General features: G+C 28.6%; 15 protein-coding genes and 1 pseudogene. 2 read left to right on the top strand and 14 right to left on the bottom strand.

Annotation, left to right across the window (positions count from 1 at the left end; translation table 11 throughout):
* A pseudogene (locus L3B96_RS25100) lies at window positions 1-186 on the top strand (hypothetical protein); the annotation flags it as partial.
* Between the two features lie 156 nt (window positions 187-342).
* On the opposite strand, the gene L3B96_RS25095 reads toward L3B96_RS25100, so the two are convergent.
* The 3 genes from L3B96_RS25095 to L3B96_RS25085 all read right to left on the bottom strand — a co-directional run bounded on the left by L3B96_RS25095 (window position 343) and on the right by L3B96_RS25085 (window position 4,490).
* Window positions 343-2,046, bottom strand: coding sequence for a [FeFe] hydrogenase, group A (locus tag L3B96_RS25095; protein ID WP_238948900.1), 1,704 nt, complete (start codon window positions 2,044-2,046; stop codon window positions 343-345).
* Between the two features lie 79 nt (window positions 2,047-2,125).
* Window positions 2,126-4,006, bottom strand: a complete 1,881-nt coding sequence (gene nuoF / locus L3B96_RS25090; protein WP_238899808.1) for an NADH-quinone oxidoreductase subunit NuoF — start codon at window positions 4,004-4,006, stop codon at window positions 2,126-2,128.
* Window positions 3,996-4,490 (bottom strand): NAD(P)H-dependent oxidoreductase subunit E, encoded by a 495-nt coding sequence (locus L3B96_RS25085; RefSeq protein ID WP_238899809.1) that lies wholly within the window; start codon window positions 4,488-4,490, stop codon window positions 3,996-3,998. The genes nuoF and L3B96_RS25085 overlap by 11 nt, the downstream gene beginning before the upstream one ends.
* A 410-nt stretch (window positions 4,491-4,900) precedes the next feature.
* On the opposite strand from L3B96_RS25085, the gene alr reads away from it, so the two are divergent.
* A complete protein-coding gene (gene alr / locus L3B96_RS25080; RefSeq protein ID WP_238948899.1) occupies window positions 4,901-6,064 on the top strand; it encodes an alanine racemase in 1,164 nt (387 codons plus the stop codon).
* A 442-nt stretch (window positions 6,065-6,506) separates the two neighbouring features.
* Here alr and L3B96_RS25075 read toward each other — a convergent pair whose 3' ends face one another.
* The 11 genes from L3B96_RS25075 to L3B96_RS25025 all read right to left on the bottom strand — a co-directional run bounded on the left by L3B96_RS25075 (window position 6,507) and on the right by L3B96_RS25025 (window position 22,345).
* Window positions 6,507-8,312 (bottom strand): dynamin family protein, encoded by a 1,806-nt coding sequence (locus L3B96_RS25075; protein ID WP_238899811.1) that lies wholly within the window; start codon window positions 8,310-8,312, stop codon window positions 6,507-6,509.
* Window positions 8,313-8,317: 5 nt separating this feature from the next.
* Complete coding sequence (locus L3B96_RS25070) at window positions 8,318-10,090, bottom strand: dynamin family protein (protein WP_065418749.1); 1,773 nt, start codon at window positions 10,088-10,090, stop codon at window positions 8,318-8,320.
* 6 nt (window positions 10,091-10,096) lie between these two features.
* Entirely contained in the window at window positions 10,097-10,786 is a 690-nt protein-coding gene (locus tag L3B96_RS25065) for a hypothetical protein (protein ID WP_077843286.1), read from the bottom strand.
* An 8-nt stretch (window positions 10,787-10,794) separates the two neighbouring features.
* Window positions 10,795-13,308, bottom strand: a complete 2,514-nt coding sequence (locus tag L3B96_RS25060) for a dynamin family protein (RefSeq protein ID WP_238948898.1) — start codon at window positions 13,306-13,308, stop codon at window positions 10,795-10,797.
* A gap of 774 nt (window positions 13,309-14,082) precedes the next feature.
* Complete coding sequence (locus L3B96_RS25055) at window positions 14,083-14,814, bottom strand: aminotransferase class IV (RefSeq protein WP_238899813.1); 732 nt, start codon at window positions 14,812-14,814, stop codon at window positions 14,083-14,085.
* Window positions 14,814-16,169 carry an aminodeoxychorismate synthase component I gene (gene pabB, locus L3B96_RS25050; RefSeq protein WP_238948897.1) on the bottom strand — a complete coding sequence of 452 codons (1,356 nt, stop codon included), beginning with the start codon at window positions 16,167-16,169 and terminating at the stop codon, window positions 14,814-14,816. Before pabB ends, L3B96_RS25055 begins: the two co-directional genes overlap by 1 nt.
* The gene (locus tag L3B96_RS25045) at window positions 16,156-16,746 is read right to left on the bottom strand and encodes an aminodeoxychorismate/anthranilate synthase component II (protein WP_238948901.1); all 591 of its coding nucleotides are present in this window, start codon (window positions 16,744-16,746) and stop codon (window positions 16,156-16,158) included. The genes pabB and L3B96_RS25045 overlap by 14 nt, the downstream gene beginning before the upstream one ends.
* 312 nt (window positions 16,747-17,058) lie before the next feature.
* Window positions 17,059-18,240, bottom strand: a complete 1,182-nt coding sequence (locus tag L3B96_RS25040; protein ID WP_238899815.1) for a cyclopropane-fatty-acyl-phospholipid synthase family protein — start codon at window positions 18,238-18,240, stop codon at window positions 17,059-17,061.
* A 228-nt stretch (window positions 18,241-18,468) separates the two neighbouring features.
* Window positions 18,469-19,656 carry a class I SAM-dependent rRNA methyltransferase gene (locus tag L3B96_RS25035; RefSeq protein WP_238948896.1) on the bottom strand — a complete coding sequence of 396 codons (1,188 nt, stop codon included), beginning with the start codon at window positions 19,654-19,656 and terminating at the stop codon, window positions 18,469-18,471.
* A 342-nt stretch (window positions 19,657-19,998) separates the two neighbouring features.
* Window positions 19,999-20,436 carry an Hsp20/alpha crystallin family protein gene (locus tag L3B96_RS25030; protein ID WP_238899817.1) on the bottom strand — a complete coding sequence of 146 codons (438 nt, stop codon included), beginning with the start codon at window positions 20,434-20,436 and terminating at the stop codon, window positions 19,999-20,001.
* Window positions 20,437-20,644: 208 nt separating this feature from the next.
* Window positions 20,645-22,345 carry a methyl-accepting chemotaxis protein gene (locus tag L3B96_RS25025; protein WP_238899818.1) on the bottom strand — a complete coding sequence of 567 codons (1,701 nt, stop codon included), beginning with the start codon at window positions 22,343-22,345 and terminating at the stop codon, window positions 20,645-20,647.
* Window positions 22,346-22,523: the final 178 nt, after the last annotated feature.

The raw sequence follows: 22,523 nt of genomic DNA, 5'->3' as shown, positions 1-22,523 counted from the left end.
CCTGTGCTCCCTTCATTTGATAATTTATTATATCATTCTAATGAAGTTTACACAGACTATTTTACACTCTCATCCTTGAAAAAAATGTATGGCTTAGATGATACCATCTTTGAAGTGTTTTATCTAGAAGATGCCGTTGTAACATTTAATTCTTTTTCTAGTGGTCCTAAAACAATTAGACTATAATAATTATTTGTAATAGTCTAAAAAAGCTATACTCTTGCTTGATGTATAGCTTTTAATTTTATGATTGCCAAAATACCTAACTAATCTCAATATACCCTAATTATATTTCACAAGTATACGTTGATATTTCTATTAATCCTTCTGCGAATTCATATTTTAATGTTCACTTTTATCATAATGAACATGTAGTAATTCTTTCGTCCTATTCTTTAGCAATCCTTCATATAAAGATTTAACCACCAGATTTTCTTCGCTTCTTTTAATTTGCGTAACCTTATCTATCTTATATAGTCCCTTTGCCCTTTCATTTTTCTCTTCCATTAATCCAAAATGTTGCCCCGCACCAGCTATGCATCCTCCAGGACATGCCATAACTTCTATAAAGTCAAAATGTTCTTCTCCACTCTTAATTTTTTCAATTAGATTTTCTGCATTTCTAAGTCCACTAACAATGCCGATTCTAATGGATTCATCTTTAACTTGAAGTTCACATGTTTTTACTCCTTTCATACCTCTAACACCTATAAATTCTATGTCCTTTAATACTCTTGAAGATTTATCTTTAATAACTTCACGAATAACAGCTTCCGTTACTCCTCCAGTAACCCCAAATATTACTCCTGCTCCAGAGTAAAGGGAAAGTGGTATGTCTGAAGCTTCTGCCTCAATTTCATCAAACTGTATTCCAATTTCTTTTATCATTGCACATAGTTCCGCTGTAGTAATTACATAATCAACATCCGGAATATTATCCCTTATAAATTCTTCTCTAGCCGCCTCTGCTTTTTTAGCTGTGCATGGCATAACTGCTACAGATATTGTTTCTCTATTCTCTAAAGAATCTTTTTCTTTGAAATACGCCTTAACAACAGAGCCAAACATCTCCATTGGTGATTTACAACTAGATACATACGGCAATAATTCAGGGTATTTATTTTCTACATATCTTACCCATGCTGGACAACAAGAAGTAAATAATGGAAATTTATTATCATCAGACTCTAACTTCTTTAAGAATTCTTTTGATTCTTCAATTACCGTTAAATCAGCACTTAAAGAAGTATCATAAATATTTTCAAAACCCAATTTTCTCATAGCCGCAACAATTTTCCCCATAACATTTTCACCAGATTTTATACCGAATTCTTCACCTAAAGCAACGCGCACTGCAGGAGCAACTTGTACCACAACCCTCTGCTTAGGATTATATATTGCTTTCCAAACATTTTTAATATCACTCTTAACAACTATTGCTCCTGTCGGACATACAGTTGCACATTGTCCACAATTCACACAATCTGTCTCTGCAAGGCTTTTCCCAAACGCTGGACTTACTACCATATTTGAACCCCTATTGACGAAATCAATCGCTCCTACACTTTGTATTTCACTACACATCCTAACACAGTCTCCACATAAAATGCATTTATTAGGATCTCTAATGATTGATTTAGATGATGTATCTAAATCTTTTTTTCCCTCAATGCTTTTAAATCTAATATTTGTTAAACCAAAACGTGATGCTAATTTTTGGAGCTTACATTTTCCATTCTTTTCACATATAGTGCAGTCTCTACAATGTGTTGCAAGTAGTAATTCTAAAATTACCTTACGATACTTTTGAAGCTTTGGTGTATTAGTTCTAATTGACATCATATCTTTTGGTGGCGTAGAACAAGATGTTAAAATGCTACCTCTTTCATCCTCGACCACACACATTCTGCATGCCCCATAAACTGATAAATCTGTATAGTAACAAAGAGTCGGTAAATCAATTCCTGCTTTTCTAACTAAATCTAAGATATTCTTTTCTTTATCAAATTCTATCCTATTGCCATCAATCACCATATATTTTGACATAGTTTCTTACCATCCTTTCTGTAATTTATAAATTTCATATGATAGATAATGAGAAGAGATAATATTATAGAAGAAATATTTAAATTACTCTAATCGCCTTAAATACGCAGCCTTCAATGCAATTACCACATTTAATGCATTTTGACTTATCAATGACATATGGTTTCTTTATTTCTCCTGTAATAGCTTCTACAGGACATCCCTTAGCACACTTTGAACAGCCTCTGCATTTCTCCTTATCAATCTCATATGAAATTAGTGACTTGCATACACCCCCTGAACACTTTTTATCTACAACATGTTCTATATATTCATCTCTAAAATACCTTAATGTGCTTCTAACTGGAAATGCTGCGCTCTTTCCAAGCCCACAAAGCGCCGTATCAGAAATAGTCTCTGCTAATTCTTCTAATGTATCAATATCCTCCAAGGTCCCTTTACCCTCTACTATATCATTAAGTATTTCTAACATTCTTCTAGTACCTTCTCTACATGGTATACATTTACCGCAGGATTCATTTTGAGTGAAATTCATAAAGAAACGTGCCATTTCAACCATACAATTTTTATCATTCATAACGACTAGGCCTCCACTCCCAATCATTGCACCTACTTTCTTTAACGAATCAAAATCCAAAGTTAAATCAAGATGATTTTCACGAAGGCATAGACAACCTCCAGACGGTCCACCAATTTGGACTGCCTTAAATTCTCCACCTTTTACTCCTCCTCCAATGTCAAATATGATCTTTCTCAATGTTGTCCCCATAGGAACTTCTATTAATCCTGTATTATTAACATTTCCCGTAAGAGCAAATGCTTTAGTTCCATAATTATTTTCGGTTCCCATAGTTTTATACCAATGTACCCCTTTGTTAATTATTGGGGATACATTACAAAATGTTTCTACATTATTCAATACTGTTGGTTTACCAAACAAGCCTTGTTCTACAGTTCTTGGAGGCTTAACTCTAGGCATACCACGATTCCCCTCAATCGAAGCTGTTAGTGCACTACCTTCCCCACATACAAATGCTCCTGCTCCCTGATTAATCTGAATATGAAAATCAAAACCTGAATTTAATATATTATCACCCAAGAGTCCTTTTTCCATAGCTTGTTCAATAGCTATGCGTAATCTTTTTACTGCAAGAGGATATTCTGCACGAACATATATATATCCATTGTGTGCTTTTGTTGCAATTCCTGCAATAATCATCCCCTCAATAACACCGTGAGGATTTCCTTCCATCATGCTTCTATCCATAAATGCTCCCGGATCACCTTCATCGCCATTACATACAATATATTTTTCTGATTCTTTCTGCTTTAATACCTGAGCCCATTTCTTTCCTGTGGGAAATCCTCCACCTCCACGCCCTCTTAAATGTGCCTCAGACATTTCATTTATAATTTCTTCAGAAGTCATGTCAAAAAGAGCTTTCGCAGTAGCACTATAGCCACCTTCTGCTAAATATTCTTCAATAGACTCCGCATTAATATGACCACAATTATTTAAAGCTACACGAGTTTGCTTTTTATAAAACGGAATATCTTCTTGCTTACTATAAAGCTTATCTCCATCCTTATAACTTAAACCAGTAACTACTTCATTCCCAATAATACTTTTTTCAATAATTTCTTCACAATCATCTATACTTACCTTTATATATAACCATCCCTCTGGTTCAATTCTTATTAAAGGTCCCATTTCACAAAATCCATGACATCCGCTCTTTTTCAAGCCTATAGTATTGTCATGTGGTTCTTCCTTTAATTCTAATGTAACCTCCAATCCCTTTTCTTTTATTATCTCCTTAAATCTTCTATAAATGTTTAAAGATCCACCTGCTACACATCCAGTGCCTGCACATACTAATATTTGCTTACGTTGCCTGACTAAAGCAGCCTTATATTTTGAGCTTATAGAATTTAGCTCTTCTCTTGTATTAATTCTCATTTGATAACTCCTCCTTTAACTGCTTCACTAGCTTTCTTGCTTTCTCTGGTGTCATTGACGGATATACTACATCGTTTACAGTACAAACCGGAGCTAATCCACATGCTCCTAGACACGATACTGTTTCTACTGTAAAATGCATATCATCGGTTGTAAGTTTTTTCCCAGAAAGCCCTAATTCACTCCTAAACTCACTAAGAATAGGATCTGATTTCCTTACGTGACAAGCAGTTCCATCACAAATTCTAATCACGTATTTTCCTTTCGGTTCTAAAGAGAAATTTTCATAAAATGTTGCTACTCCATATACTTTAGCTTCACTAAGCTTAAGTTCTTTTGCTATATAGCACAACGCCTCTTCTGGCAGGTACCGGTATTCCTTCTGAATTTCCTGCATAATAGTAATAATTTGTGTCTTGTCATAATTGTTAGAAATTAAAATATCATCTAGTCTTTTTATTTCTTTTTGATTTACCATGATCATCCACCCTCCTATTATATATAATTAGGTACCTTTTATATCAAGACCACTATGAGTCAAGATTTCTCTTATTAGTATCTATTATTCTACATGTAATCATTTTCTCCTTTGTTTTAACATTGATTACATAAATAACTCACTATGTAAAATAATGTATGTTACTTCACAATTATTTATCCATATAATTTTTTGCAAAAAGAACATATAAAATATTAAAAACTCCTAATTAAACAGGTAGAAAATAGTATAAAAACCACTGTATATATAAATTCTAACATTAGTGGTTCTTTTTTTATTTCTATCTATTAACTAAAATATATTTTGTAAGAATACTTAAATTAGTTTATAATCAATAGCGATTAATATACTAAACATAGTTTTTAATATAAATAATAATTGTGAGGTGTAGGCAAATGCAAAAGATACTTAGACCTGTATATGCAGAAATAGATTTAGATGCAATAGCTTATAATATGAAAAATATAAAAAACTTAGCGAAAGATAAAGAGGTAATCGCGGTAGTTAAAGCGGATTGTTATGGTCATGGAGCTTTAGATGTGGCTCCAACTTTACTTGAAAATGGTGCATCAAGACTTGCCGTAGCAGTCTTAACAGAAGGAATTGAACTCAGAAATGATAATATAAAAGCCCCTATTATGATACTCGGATATACCCCTTCATATTTAAATGAAGAATTAATAAAATATGATCTTGAACAAACTGTATACGACTTAGATTATGCGAAAGAATTATCAAAAACAGCATTAAGCCTTAATAAAAAAGCTAAAATTCACATAGCGATTGATACTGGAATGGGAAGAATAGGATTTCTACCAACTGAAAAAGCAATAGATGATATTTGTAAAATCTGTTCTTTAGAAGGACTAGAAGTAATCGGAATATTTACTCATTTTTCTACTTCTGATGAGAAAGATAAAGAATATACTAATGAACAATTTGAAAAATTTACGAATTTGCTAAAGAAGCTTTCAAATCTTAATATAGAAATTCCTATAAAACACGTCTCTAATAGCGGTGCAATCATGGACATGCCAAAAACTTACCTAGATGCTGTTCGTGCTGGAATCATACTTTACGGATATTATCCATCAAATGAAGTAAAAAAAGAAAATCTTTCTTTAAAACCAGCATTGACATTAAAAGCAACTATAACACGTGTTCAAGAAATGGATGCAGGTATGTCTATAAGTTATGGAAGAACTTTTAAGACTGAGCGAAGAAGTTTAATCGCTACTATACCAATAGGATATGCAGATGGTTATTCTAGATTACTAGCTAAAAATGCTAAAGTCATTATAAATGGACAATTTGCTCCCATTGTCGGAAGAATATGCATGGATCAATGTATGATAGATATTACAGATATTAATGGTGATATAAAAGTTGGCGATGAAGTTATAGTTCTCGGCGAACAAGATGGACTCAGATTTAATGCAGATGATTTCGCTGAAATAATGGGAACAATCAATTACGAAATACTTTGTATGCTTAAATATAGAATTCCTAGGGTTTATGTTAAAAACGGAAAAATATTTAATGTAAGAAATTATCTCTAGATCCAATCAACTTTACTCATAAAAATAAACTTGATATTTAATTATTTCTAATTAGTTAATAAGTTATAAATAAGATACTTCTATGTGAGCGCAAATAACGATGTATATGTAAATATGCATATACATCGTTATTTATATTTATTAATAAAATCTTATATTACTAATTTCAATGTTTATCCTATAAACATTCTGGCATACTAATTTCAGAGAATATCGCCTCAAAATATAACTTTAATTGACTACCTTCCTATAGATCAAAGTTTATAAAGGGTTCTTTATTAAAAATCTGAAATATATCCAGCAGCGAAATTTTCATATTCACATGGAACAAATATGTATTCAATTTCGGCTGATATCCACATAAGTTTAGCTCTCATTGCAGAACCCTATATTTCTGTGCACTTTGAATACATTAAATATTCTTATTTGCTTGAATATGCCTTTACTTTGTCAGATTTATAAGCAGGCATTTATATAATAAGAATTCTATTTCCTTCTTTAATCTAACTAATTCTTCGGAACTTATATTTTTCAATTCATCTTTTGTATTGGTGAATTCCTCACTTAATTCATCAAATAAAACTAATACTTCTTCTTTACTTATTTCTTTCAATTCATCTAAGTATTTTCTTAAAGACCCTTCAATATTATTAGCCCAATTATCTATAGCAGTTACAGATATTTCATTTATCTTTTTCTGCCATGTCAATGAATCATATAAAAAGAATATTGAATCCGTAAAAACATTTAAAGATTCAGTAATTCCCTTTAAAGATGTAGCCCTTATTGTTTTTAATAAATGATTTAAATTATTATTAACTTCTCCAACAGATGATTTTTCAAATGTATTAGAAAGCTTCTTTAAATTTTTACTAATAGCATAATCCTTTTCTGAATTATTGAATTTACCTTTATATACTGTCCTAAACATTTCTCCTGTAGCTCTTTCAATAGAATCCCCTCTATGCTTTTCTATGATATCTTCTACAACCTTGTTATATGAAGGTGTACTTCTTTTAACATTCTCCTTTAGCTTAATAATTTCTGCGTTTAGAATGTTCTCAACTTCTCTATTTAAATTAATAACTTCATCTTCAATATAGGTATTTAAGTTTTCAGTTTCCTCGCTTGTTAACTTTGGAACATAGTAGTGCTGCATTAAGGTGAAGGTTTCTTCCTTCATTGACCATTTGCTTTCATCGTATATATAGTTCGTAATATTCTCTTTGATTTTCATATCGGATTTTCCTATAAGCCTTACTGCTTTTAATTTTATTTTTACAAATCCGTTTTCTATAACATCTAGTATCTCATCTTTTTTATCTAAGAATTCCTTAATTACATTAGCTTTTTCTACTACCTCTTCTTTTTTACATTCTATTTCCGCAATTCTAGAACTGATTTTTATATCGCATTCACGCAATAAGTAATCCTGATAATTCTTTAGAGTTTCTGAAAGCTCTCCTTCTTTATCTGGATCATTAACTTTTTTGTATATATAGTTCCAGAGCTTATCTGTGTCAGGATTCTTTTCAATACTGCTTTCAATAAGAAATGTTTCTATATCTTTATGGATACATTCACAAACGCTATTTTTAATTTCATTGATTCTTTTATTATCCATATCTATGTTTTGTGGGCACATATTTACTGCGAGTACAACTTCCACATTATTGTTTATAATTTCGCTAACATACTTTAAAAACTGAAAATCGTCTTCTCCAACTCCAGTTTTATACGACACAACATATATTATAAAATCACTTTCTGGTATAAAATTCTTTAAAACTTCTTCGTGCCTTTCAACAAGTGATCCATATCCAGGAGTATCGAAAATCCTCATTCCAGAATATCTCGAATCTTTACATGGTCCAATATATCTTAATCTATTTATATTACCATCTGGTTTTACTGTAAAATTCGAAAAACTATCATCATCCAAAACATCTATGCTTAAATCATTATTTATAGCAAATAAGGTTTCTTCAGAACTCTCGTCTATTATAACTTCTGTGACAATTCCAGTTGTTGGTTTAACGCTCTCCACTAGTATTTTCCTTTGAAAAATACTGTTTATTAACGCACTTTTTCCTGAGCTAGTTTCGCCTAGCATGACAATATAGTGAGCTGGATTAATTATTCTATCCTTTATTAATAAATTCTTCGATGTAATTTCATCATTATCAAGAATATTAACTACCTTATCAATCCTGTTTTGTCTATCAACGCAGTTTTTAAAAATATTCATAATATTTATTTCTCCTTATATTCCTCGATTAATTCCCTTAATATTTTTAAATCTTTTTCAAATTCTAAAATACTTTCTTCGTTATAAGTAGTTTCATACTGTTTTTCCAAGTCTTCCATATCTTGTTTAAAGACATTTTCTAAATTAGATTTCATTGCCTTTATAGATTCGTCTATTTCCTTTTGTTTTGCCATTAAATCTCCGGTTATTTCTTCTTTTAAATATATTTCTAAATCTTCTATCATTGGCTCCAAATCTTTTAAAGTATAATTAGCTCTACTTTCAACTATTTTTTTCCTCATATGATCTCCAATCAAAGAAAAGGCTAAACTTATTCCCATCCCAACCAAAATTCCTACAGGACCACCAAGCATTCCTACTGCTCCAACTGTCCCAATTACTCCGGTTGATACCCCAAGTAATGCTGGAATTGACTTTTCATATTTTATTGAACTCTTTTTATTAAAGAATGATATATTCTCATAGGTTCCATTAAAACCTTTTATTCTTATATTTTCAAATCTGCTATTTATATTTTTTATAAATTCACCAATACTGTTCAAAATCTCATCCATTATATCATTTATTGCTTTATCAGACGTCTCTTTATATATTAAGCTAAGTCTATTGCCATCAACTATTCCTTTATTTATAATTCTTCTTAATTCTACTCGTAAATTTTCAATGTTCTCTTTTATTACTTTAGATGAATTATCTATAATATTATTCATTTCATCTTCTGCATAAGTTCGAAAATCTCTTAATTTTCTTTTATTCTCCGATAACATTGTTTTTATCTCTTTGATTCTTTCTTCCTTTTCTAAAGTATTTTGATTGTCCTTATTTAATGCTAAAGTTTTATAAGTATTTATCCTATCATTAATGTTTTCTAAAGCTTCATTAACTCTTTGGCTTAAGACCTTCATTAAATCTTTATTATATTCCTTTGAAATATTTTTAATTTCTTCTATTACATTAACTATTCCTGAATTATTATAAGCTGCTTCATCTCCAGTGAATTTCCCTTTTACAGCCTCATAAACATTTACTATATCAACTTTTATATCTCTTTCTTCATTATGAGAATAACTTATACTACTTAATACGCCAGAGTTATGTTCTCTTGCCTCATTTGCATCTTCAACACTTTCATCATTCCATTTATTTTGAACAAAAATAGTATTAGCTAATTTAGGCCACAAAGCATTTATAAAGCTTTTCTCCGATCTTGTAATTGGTGGATTTGTCCTAATTAAAAATATTCCTGCTGTTAGCTTGTCTACATATTCTAAAGTAGTCTTCTGATTTTGTGGTGTCAAACTTCCAACACCAGGCAAATCTACAAGTACTATATCATCTTTTAAAACATCGCTCTTGTTATATAATACTATTTTCGATACTTTAAGATTATTGGCTTCATTATAATCATTATGTACATATTTTTCCAATTCTTTTATGCGTATATGCTCTTTTCTTCCGTTTAGATAATATACTACAGCTTCATCAGTATTTTCTCCATATCTAACCTCAACTGGTACGCAAGTTGTTTCATCAACATCTGTGGGTAATACATTTTCCTCCATTAGTATGGCATTTAAAAAACTACTCTTTCCTGCACCTTGAATCCCTAAAACAGGAACCATTATTTCTTTCTTATTCAAATTCTCAATAAAATGTTCAAAGTATCTGTTATAATCTATACCTTGCTTATCATTATTAAGATATTTTTCTAATAAGTTATAAAACCTTTCATCTTCTATTAAATTTATATATGTCATTTCCTATTATCTCCTTCTTCCAAAAAGCTTAGAAAAGAATGATTTATTTCCCCACTCTACCTCTTCTTGTATATAATCAATCTTATTATTAAGCTCATCCTCTAATTTACTTATTAATTCTATTATACTATCTTTATCTTCAATTTTACTGTCAATATCCTTAATTTTTCCTAAAATTGAATTTTTATTATTAATTAGATTATATTCTATAGATTTGTCTAAATATTCAACTTTATTTTCAATAGATTTTTCAACCAAGTCTACTTTTTCTTCTATCTTATCTAAGTTAATATTATCTAATTTATCTAAAATCGCTTCTTTATTACTTGCCGCATCTTTCACTACCTTTAATCCTAATATTGCCAATCTTTCTTCTATAGATTCAAATAATACCTTACTTTGCTCTTCCACACTCTTTTGTATTACTGCTTCCAATTTCGTTTCTGTCATTTCTCTTATTTTTAATATGCTTTTATTTAAATCTTCAAGTTTTTCTTCGAATTCTTCTTCATGAAACTCTTGAAAATTTTCTCGCAAGTCATTTATTTTTCTCTCAACTGGCTTTAATTTTTCAGTTAGCTCTTCTGTCATATTTCTAGATGCCCTTGAAAGTAAACTTAACATATCGTCCTGTATTTCGCCCATTATATTTTTTGTAACTTCATCGCTTTGAATTAAAATTGATCTTTCTTCCATATATTCATTCATACTCCTTCCTCTTTAGAGGTATTCAAAAAATAGCTTAAAATCTTTTCAATAGTTTCTTGTTCTTCTACTCCTCTTGACAAAGGATTTTCAATCAGTTTTTCTTTTATAACTTTATAATCACTTATCAAAAATTCATGAATTTCCTGTGATTCTATTAATGCCATATTATATATTGGATTTTTGGAATTAATTAATATATATTCAGTCCTTATACTACTAAACCTACTAATAACTTTATCTTTTAGGTTTTTAACTTCTATCAGAAGCTCCTCTATATTATTTGCATTTATAAATTCTCTGCATGAATCTATTACTAAATTCACTGATAAATTACTATTCTCCTTAAAGAAATAGTTTAAATTTCTGCTTTCTAAAATCTGCTTCTTAGAATTTCCAATTTGTATTCCATTAAAAATAATAAACATACTATAAGTCATATCTTTTATCTGTTTAAGTTTTTCATAAAATTTAAGCGTACCTTTTCCAGATTCATAGATAATAGCTATATCTTCAAAACTATATAAACCTTCTCTCTTTATTAATTCACATTCTTCAAAATCTAGATCAATTCCATACATTCTAGAAATGAAATCTCTGCAAGAATCTATATCCCATGTCCAAAAAAGCTTTAGGCCCATACTGTTAGACTTTTCTTCACACTTTTTATTTATATATTTTCCAACTAATAGGTAGTTCTTTTCTAAAATTTTATTACTCAGCATATAAAAGTTATAATGTAACCTTGAAATACTGTATGAAATATTTTTTTCATAATTATCACTTGTTATTGCTACCTCATTTTTCACATCAACTCTTAAATTAGAAAGCTTGTCTTTAATACCTATTAGATCCTTAGTTACTTCTCCTATATCATAAAGCTCTATATTTTGCTCTTTTTTTTCTTCAAATTCTTCTGTTCTTCTTGATACTTCCTCATAGAAAGTATCTATTGCTTTTGTATATTGATTACTCCATTCCTTTAATATACTTATATATTTATTCTTATTTTCACTACATATTTTTTGGGCCCTCTTAATAGTCTCATCTTTATCAATTATTCTCTCGTCATATCCTACTTCTTTATATCCCCAGTCCTTGTCAAATATATTAGACAATAATCTTTTCCCCTTATTTAGAACCCCTTCTTTCTTAAATAACACAGTTCTTTCTTCATATTTATGCTTAATCTCAATATTTTTACTTTCGATACTCGGCAAAACATAAGAGGATCTTATATCTAAATTAAGACTATCATATATTCTTCTTTTATCTTTTTCACACCTCTTAACAGTGCTTAAAATATCACTTTCAATATATAAATTTTTATTGTTAATTCTATCTACTATGTCTAAATAATCTTCAATATTTTCAGATGATACAGATGATATTTCCTTTATTATATTTGAAGTAATGTTTTCAATTTCTTTAATCTTTTCAGCTATTTCATTCCGAGCAATCTCAAATTTATTTGCAAGATTATCAAGCTCTTTATTACTTACTTTTATTAAATCTTCTATTTCACCTAAATTATTTCCCTTTATAATTTCTTGATCAGTTGAAATTATGCTATTAATTTTTTCTATTAGACTTTCAGCTCTCCGTCCATTAAGCTTTGGAATAGTATTTTCCGCACAATTTTCTATAGCATTAATAAACATTTCAAAATTAGAATTATCATATCTTTCCTTATCTTTATCTACAATTCCCAAAAGTCCATTAAGTGCTGATATTTGAATAACTTCCGATATTTCTTTATCATCTGTAATTTCCATTAAGAGCCTCTCTGCTCTCTTTTTATACTTTTTTAATATAGTAACTTTATCTTCTTCAACTATTCCATTCCTGCCAATCTTTTCTTCAATTGAATCTATCATGTTTTGTACTAGGATTATCTGCTTGTCTTTCTCACTTACTATCTTAATTTTTTCAGCATTCGTTGCATCACTATTAGCCTTAACCGTAGTCACAAATATGCATATATCTATAGTTGGAAGTAATATCTCCAATGTCAATTTTTCATGATTTTCTAAGTTCCATGCATCTAATCCTGGACTATCGATTATATGTATTTTCTCATCTAACATAAAATAAGGTGTTTTTATATCAATCTGAGTAACATTAAGCGTATTTCCAGGATTCCTGCTCTCATCCGCATATTCTGCTATAGCATCTTCATTTAGATTTTCCGTCTCTAATATTTTAGGTCCACTATCCTTAAAATAAATAACAGCTTGTCTCTTTAGTCCTTTTGATGCCGTAATTATAATACTTGAACTAGGCCTTATAGCCATTGGTAAAATCTTTTCACCAAGAAGTGCATTTACTAAAGTAGATTTTCCACTACTAGTTATTCCCATAATAGCAATTCGTATTATATTATCATTATAAATACTTTTTCGTTCTTCAAGCCACGCTATATCCCTATTGTATCTATTCTCTCTATAATTATTTTTACTTAAAACTCCTCTTATCTGATCAATTATATTCAATATGTAATTATCTTTTCTCATAAAACTCTCCATAACAACTATACTAATTCATACTATATCTTCCTTATGTATTTTCATAGTTCTGATAAGGCATATGAAATAAAATAACAAATTCAAAATGCCATGATTATTTTTCATTAGGCAAAAAATGGACTCATAGCAAGTCTATTAGTGCAATCTGCTGATAAGTAGATAAGTTAAAGTCCAAATCTATGATTTGGTTTCTTGAACTTAGTTAACCTATTTATTAGTTAATCTCCTATAAAAATTATTTGGTGTGACTCAGTTAAGCAGACATCCAAATCTGTGATTTGATGATGATCGCTTACTCTGTGAGTACTCATGGAGCGTAGCGAGTCGAGTTTCCTCTATAATGAGAAATAGACTCGACAGATGAACTTATTGTTTTTTTAATTATGCCTAAATATATCTTATCATAATTAAGCATACTTATCTAAGCAAATACTTACTGAATAATAAAAATTTCACAATTTTATTTCCAAATTCTACACAATAATATGTGTTATTGCTAAAAAACCCCTATTATATATTTTAACTTGTCAGATTTATTATTAATTAAGAATCACTTATATTAATTTGCCAAATATAAAAACTTGAAAGAAATATCTAAGTATTCTTTCAAGTTTTTTATAAATGTATATATTGCAAAAATAATTTTTCATCATAATTCTAAAAATATTGTAAGGATTTTAGTCGTGATTGTGAATTTCAATATATATATCAAAATCTTCATAAACCAGAAATTTGTGCTTTGTTTTAATTATAAGTATTATTCTAATTTCTCAAATTTTCATTAAATATATGTCTAAACTTTTCACTATTATATTTAGTTTCATTAATCTGTTTTATAGACATTGCCCCCATTATACTATTTGTTATAATTACCTCTTCTGAATGTGTTAAATCATCTATAGTAATGCTTTTTTCAGTCACCTTAAATTTTTTCATAATCTTATCTCTTATTATACCTTTTAATAATCCATCTTCACTATTTGGAGTAAAAATTTCATTATTTTTTATCATAAATATATTTGCACAGCTCGTTTCTGTAACATTACCTTTTTCATTTAAAAATATCACATCATCGTAGCCTAATTTCTTAGCATTCTCTTTTTCAATTATGTTTTCTATATAGCATGTAGATTTGATAGAGGCCAATCTTGAAGTACTGTTACGTCTTACCTTTGAAATTGTTAACGACATTCCTTTTTTATAATCGTCATTTTTATATGCAATTTCTCTTTCGGTTATTATAATGTTTAAAGGTGTAACAGTTATTTTTAATACTTTGTTTTTTATCTCCAACTTATTTAAATGATCTCTTAAAAATTTTTCTTCCACTAATGGCTGTAAATTTAATTCCATCATATCTTTTTTTAATCTCTGTAAATGCTCTTCTAAATATATTGGTTTTTCCTTACAAAGAATTGTTTCAAATATTCCTCTTCCAAAAAATAATCCATCGTCAAGCATTACTTTATCATAATTATGAACTATCCTTCTCACTATAATACCTCCATCAACGCTTTAGCTTTGTCTATTGTCTCTAACCACTCCTCTTCTTCAATAGATTCCCATGTTATTCCTCCACCAACTCCTAAATACGCTTTATTACCTTTTTTTAATATAGTTCTAATAACTATATTAAAATCACTATTTCCTCTTAAATCGAAGTATCCTATAGACCCTGTATATATATTTCTTTTTAGCTTCTCAAGCTCTTCTATTATTTCCATTGCTCGTATTTTAGGCGCTCCTGTAATTGATCCCCCTGGAAAACACTCCCTTATGCACTTTACTGAAGACACATTTTCTCTTAATCTTCCTTCTATTGTTGCCACAAGATGAAATACAGTCTCATACTCCTCTAATTTAAAAAGCTCTGTAACTTTTACTGATTTAGGTTTACAAACTTTACTCAGATCATTCCTTTCTAAATCAACAATCATTAAAAGCTCGGATTTATCTTTTTCCGAAGCCATTAACTCATTTCTATTTCTCTCATCTTCCTCATAATCTTTTCCTCTAGGTCTAGTTCCTTTAATTGGCCTTGTTTGAACCTTACCATCTAAAATTGATAAAAATCTTTCAGGTGAAGAACTTATTATTTGAAAATCCTTAAAATTCATATATGCTGAAAATGGTGCTTTATTTGTATTTCTCAATTTTCTATATATTTCATATGGCTTTTCATTATTATTACACCATATCCTTCTAGTCATATTAGCTATATATACATCTCCACTTCTTATATATTCTTTAAGAGATGCTATAGCTTTTTTATACTCTTCCTTATCAAAATTTGAAAAGAATTCATTATTTGTTTTTTCTAAATTTACTGGAATCCCCTTAATATAATTCTCTAGGCACTTTTCTATATTTAATATGCTATTTTTAGATTCTTCAAGTTGCCCAGCTGAAGTTATATAAGTTTTTTTATTTTGTAAATCAAATATTATTAGATTGTCAAAGAAAATAAAAATACTATCAGGTATACTAAAATCTTCCTTTGATTCATCTGGCAGATCCTCTAACACTCTTCCTATATCATAAGAAAAATAACCAATAGCACCACTAACAAAAGGAAGTTTGCTATTAATACTAATTTTATAACTCTCAATAATTTTATCCAATTTTTCAAATGGATCTACATCATTATATTCTTCATTATCAATAGTTACTTTTCTCCCCTTAGAGATAAATTTTTTATATGGATTCAATCCGATAAAAGAATACTTGGATAATAATTTGTCTTCTTTCGAACTATCTAAAAATATAGAATCTTCACTATCTTTAAAAATATCATATGTATAAAAAGGATTATAATATGTATTTAACTCTTTAATCTTAAAATCTACCATTTCTAAACCTCTTGCACTCTAAAATAAAATTTCCTAAGATTTTATGCCCTTCTTCCGTAAGTTCTGCTTCTGGATGGAATTGAACTCCATATATAGGTAATTCATTATGTCTAATTCCCATGATTACCCCATCTGACGTTTCTGCCGTAACCACTAATTCTTTTGGGAGTTTCTTCTTATCAATAATTAGAGAATGATATCTTGTTACCTTTAATGGATTTTTAACATTATGGAATATTCCGCTATTATTATGTGTTACTTCACTTATTTTACCATGCATAGGCCTGTCGCCTTTAATTATTTCTCCGCCAAAATAATGTCCTATACACTGATGTCCAAGACATATACCCAATATAGGAGTTTCATTTTTAAATTTATTAATAATATCTAGGCACAAGCCTGCTTGCTTGGGATCTTTAGGTCCTGGTGAAATAACTATACCATAATATTTATTGTTTCTGATGCTCTCAATATTAATTTTATCATTTCTAACTACATCCACAATTTCTCCAATCTCTTCAAAATATCTGACCAGATTATATACAAACGAATCATAATTATCTATCATTAGTAACACTTTAATCATTCCTTTTTAACTTTAATTATTATAACTATATATGTTATTATTAAGTTTCTGCATTTCTATCTTAATTGGACTCTTGTTCTTGAGCTACTATAATTTTAAATATAAATTTATTATTTCAACATATATACTATTAGTCACATATTTATTTTAGCATTAAATAAAACTCTGTTCTATTGGTTGTATTTTCTCGTTCGTAATTTAAAATAATATCTAGTCAGTCTTACTCTTCACAATAAATTACATTAAGTATCTTGTATTACTACATAAGAATTACTTATATGTATAATAAATAATATATAAATTTTATTTATTGTACATATATTCTCTTGTCATAGGAATATCATCATTTATTCCTTTAGAAATTAGTAATTGATGAATATCTATCACTCCATTATTAAATATTGCCGCACATGAACAAAGATAAAGTTCCCACATTCTTACAAATTTTTCATCAAACATTTTAGAAACTTCACTTAGATTGTTATTAAAATTCTCTCTCCAATATAGTAAAGTCTTAACATAATGCCTTCTAAGATTTTCAACATCGATGGTATGGAAATTATAATTACTACAAATGTCTATAATTTCTCTAAAACTTGGAATAACCGCTTCTTTAAGAATATACTTTTTAATCCATGGATCTACAGAATATTCTTTTAATGAATTGATATAATCTAATAAACATAACCCTTTTGGTTTTAAGACAGAATCAATATTTTTTATAAATAATTCATAATTCTCTCTTCCTATATGCTCAACCATGCCAACACTTACAATTCTATCAAATGATAATCCACTTTCAGCTAAATTTCGGTAATCCATAAGTCTAACTTCTAGTAATTTTTCAAGCTTTCTTTCTTTTATTCTTTCATTAAATTTTTTATATTGCTCTTTGCTTAATGTAATTCCAATACCATGAATACTATATTTTTCTGCTGCTTCAATAAGTAAAAATCCCCACCCACATCCTACATCCAAGACGCTCATACCTTCTTTTATGTCTAACTTTGCTAGTATATGATTAATTTTATTAATTTGTGCGTCATGCAAACTATCATTATTTGATTTAAAATATCCACATGAATATGTCATAGTATCATCAAGCCATAAACTATAGAAATTATTCCCTATATCATAGTGCTCTTGAATCTCACCTTTTTGTTTTTTTGAAGAATTGGATTGAAAAATCGTATTTTTTACTGGCTTACTACCTGATGAGATTTTATCAATCTGACTAATAAATATATTTATAACTTCAAATAAATCTCCTTTTATCTCTATATTCCCTTTCATGTAAGCTTCACCAATAGCAAGGAACGTACTTCTAATTAAGTCTGTTTTACTTATTTCTCCCTTAATATTTATTTCGAATTGAGGTGTGCCCTTCCCTATAATAAATTCTTTATTATTTTGAAACTTAATCCTATATGGTATATCATCAAACTTTGACAAATATTTAACATAAAGACTATTTATTAGATTCATATAGAATTCCTTTCTATAATTTAAATACTGATTAATTTATACTATTATATAATTTCAAATATGCTATACATTAAATTCTATATTCAATATAAATAATTAAAGAGACAGTCGAGAACGCACAATAATTTTACGCTTCTCTAACTATCTCTTAACTAACTTCTCAAGTCATTTCATTTTGTATAATTATCTTTTTCCTCATTTTATTTGCTAATTTTTTTGTTACTTTCTTTAGTACATTTTTACAATCACAACTTTTAAATAATTTCCCTCAGGAAATTTATCTGTAACTGCAAAATCTTCTGGAAGAGTATGTTCTTCTAGAATTTCATAATTTCTATGTGATTCTTTAAAAGCTTCATATATAAATTTCTTAAATTTGCCCATATTAAAAGTAGCACAGTTTGTTGAAGCTACAATTACTCCTTCATCCTCTGTTATATCTATAGCTGATTTAACCAATCCTTTATAGTCTTTTGCTGCACTGAATCTATTATCTTTTGATGTTGCAAAGCTTGGCGGATCAAGAATAACCACATCAAATTTTAATTCTTCCTTTTTTGCACGTTTAAAATATAGGAAAATGTCTTCAACAATTATTTCATGTTTTGTGAAATCAATATTATTTATAGTAAAGTTCTCAGTTGTTTTTTCTAGACTTCGGCTTGCTAAATCAACACTTGTAGTAATAGCACCACCTTTTGCAGCTGCCATTGAAAATGCTCCTGTATATGAAAAAGTATTTAAAACTTTTTTATTATTGGAGTATTTATCTTTGATAGACTTTCTTACTTCCTTTTGGTCTAAAAATATTCCAACCATAGCCCCATCATTTAAATAAATTGAGAAATTAACTTTATTTTCTTTAACTATAAGAGGTTCAGGTGCTTTTCTTCCACAAACATAGCTATCTTCATCTACAACCATACCATTTTCTTCAAATCTCTTTTTTTCATATATACCATCAAAAGAAACTAAGCTTTTTATAGCTTTAATTATATTGTCTTTAAATGTATATATACCTCTGCTATACCAAGTGATGAGATAATATTCATCGAAATAGTCAATCGTAAGCCCACCTATTCCATCGCCTTCACCATTAAATACTCTAAATGCAGACGTGTCTTTTGAATGATAAAATTTCATTCTTTTGGAAAATGCATTCCTAATCTTATCATAGAAAAATTTATAATCCAAATTGCTATTTTTACTGTTACTTAAAATCCATCCACAGCCTTTATTTTGTTTCCCATAATACCCCTTTCCTAAGAAAGTCTTTTTTTCATCTATAAGGGTTATGATTTGTCCTTCCTCTTTTAAATCTTTTATATTATCAAAAGCTTCTTCAAGAATTAAAGGATATCCATTTTTATATTTCTTAACAAATTCTTTTTTTACTGTAAGTATTGCTTCTTTCATATATGTATTTACCTTCCCGAAAACTATTGTATTAAATTCTAAATAATTATACCATAAATCTAAACTAGTTAATTACTAATTTAAAATTACATATTTTATCGTGTACACTATACATTATTGTTTCTTTGCTCCAGATTAGATACTGATTAATTTATACCATATATAATTTTAAATATGCTATAGATTAAACGCTATATACAATAGAAGTTATTTAAGAGATAGTCGTGAACCCGCAATAATTGTACGATCCAACTATCTCTTAAATAACTTCTTTATTCATTTCATTTTTGTCTAATATTTTATACATCAAATTACATATAATATACTTGTTTAATCTATAAACTATTGAATTGAAATTCTACTATCGTCTCTTATAGCTTCGTTTAATTTAGGTAATATAATTTGCAATTCTCCATTTTGGAATTTTGCAGAAATTCTTGATTTATCAACGTTCTCAACATGAAAAGTCCTTGATATTTTTCCATAAGCTCTTTCTCTTCTAATATAATTATCTTTTTCTTCATTTATTTCTTCATTTCTAAGAGCAGAAATAATTAAAGTATTGTCTCTGTATTCAAGGTTTATATCTTCTTTCTTAACACCTGGTAATTCTGCACTAACTAAATATTCATTTTGAGTTTCTCTTATATCAGCATTAAATTTTTGGTTATTTCCAAGGCCAAAACTCATTGGTGAAAAGAAATCATCATTGAAAAAATCTTCAATTGAGCCTCCCTTCTTGTCTAATCCATTAGTTCTAAAAGGTATCAATCCAAACATACTAAGACCTCCTTAAGATATTTATTATTTGTTTTTACAAGTAAATTATAGCTAAAAGGTCAAAGAAGGTCAAAATCAGTTTTTGTCCTTTATTTTTTTTCTCTTACTATATATTTCTATAATATTAAATTATCTTTTACTTAATAGTATTTGCTTTTATTTTCTCTAATTTTTTATTGCTTATATATTTTTCATAATCTCTATTCTTTCACTTTGATTTCAAATCATATTTAGACATCTTTTCGGCTATATTTTGGGCTTGAAGTGATAATTCTTCAGTTGATGCCGCAGTTTCTTGTGCCTTAGCTGTGTTAATCTGTATAACTTCAGAGATTTGGTTAACTCTCGTTGTCATTTTCATTATCTCATTTGTTTGATCTTGCGATGCTAGTGATATTTCATTGACCAATTTAGCACTATTATCTACATTAACCACTATATTTTGTAATGAATTCGAGGCCTCTTTTGCTAAACCTTCACCTTTTTTAACTGCAAATAAAGAATTTCCTATTAACATATTAGTATTTTTAACTGCATTTGAGCACTGTTCGGCTAAGCTCTTAACTTCATTAGCTACCACCGCAAATCCTTTTCCAGTTTCTCCAGCTCTCGCAGCCTCAATAGCTGCATTCAGCGCCAAAAGGTTTGTTTGTGATGCTATATTTTCTATAGAACTTGTAATCTTTGAAATCTGATCGGAAGATTCAGCAATCTCCTCTATAGATTTCATTAACTCTTCCATTTTGTGATTTCCTTCAGATACAATATTCTTGGTACTTTCCGATACTTTATTAGCTTCCTCTGCATTTTGGGCGTTTATAGTAACTTTAGTTAATATTTTATTAAAATTGTCTAAAAGTTTTTCTATTATACTTGCTTGATTTGTTGCTCCATCTGATAGTTCTTTTGTAATTAGTGATATTTGTTCTGATCTATTTGATGTTAACTCTACCGCCCTTGATATACCATAGAAATCACTATTCAATGTGTTTATAATACTCTCAAGCGACTCTTGTATCGGAATAAAATCGCATTTATATTGCACATTTTTCTCTAACTCTATATCCAAATTTCCAACTGATATTTTTTCTAAAATTGTTGTAATATCATCTACATATGAATCTATCATCTCAATAGCGCTAATCAAATTACTTGCCATCTCCCCCATTTCATCTGTAGATTCATAGCTACTTTCAACTTTGAGATTTCCATATAATAATTCTTCAGATATTTCTTTTATATTATTAATTCCTTTAATAAATATATCTGTCAACACACCGCTTATTGTTGACGTAATTATTAATGTACTGATCATTATGATTATTATAAATCCTAATATTATATTGTTAATTATATCTACCTTATGTAAAAAATTAGACGTTTGTTTTTGAGACTGTTTATATACTTCTATAACTTTATCTGCTATTCCATCTATTTGATAAGAATATGTATTTTCCATTACTGCTAAGGCTGATATCTTCTCTTTCTTATTTATCAATTCCACTATATCACTTCTACTTTTTGCGGCTAATTCTACAGATGAATTAATCTCATCAATTAGCTCATAATCAGGTAGTGTTTCTTTTAAAATTTTAGAATTACTATCGAATTCTTTTACTTCTTCATTTACTAATTCTAAATATTTTTGTTCTTTCTCCATATCTTCCTCAGCTATTGCTTTATAAAGATTTTTCTCTATTTTTTGTAAACTAATTCTCATATTTGATATATTATCTGAAAGTGCATATGATTTCCTATATGACAAATTGGTTTTATAAGAAAACATATATAAAATACTTACTATTATAATCATGCTTATTATTGTAAACATATTGATTATTAAGAATGATTTTTTTATTTTCTTATTTATTGGATCTCCTGATATAAGTTCATGTAATCTTTGGTACATAACTGTTTCCCCCCGAATAATAAAATACATTTTTCCTTTTTATAATCATGATTAATTTATCTTTCTTGCTAATTAATCACCGAAATTAATGATGGTATGAGTTTTAATTGCATTAATTTTTCTTTTCGCCATTTAATTGATAATGAATTTCATTTACTATTATATCAATTTATGTACC

The organism is Clostridium sp. YIM B02569 (assembly GCF_022320765.1).
GTDB lineage: Bacteria > Bacillota > Clostridia > Clostridiales > Clostridiaceae > Clostridium > Clostridium beijerinckii.
Note: the sequence above shows the minus strand (reverse complement) of the source record. Positions and strands in the feature narration are given on the sequence as shown.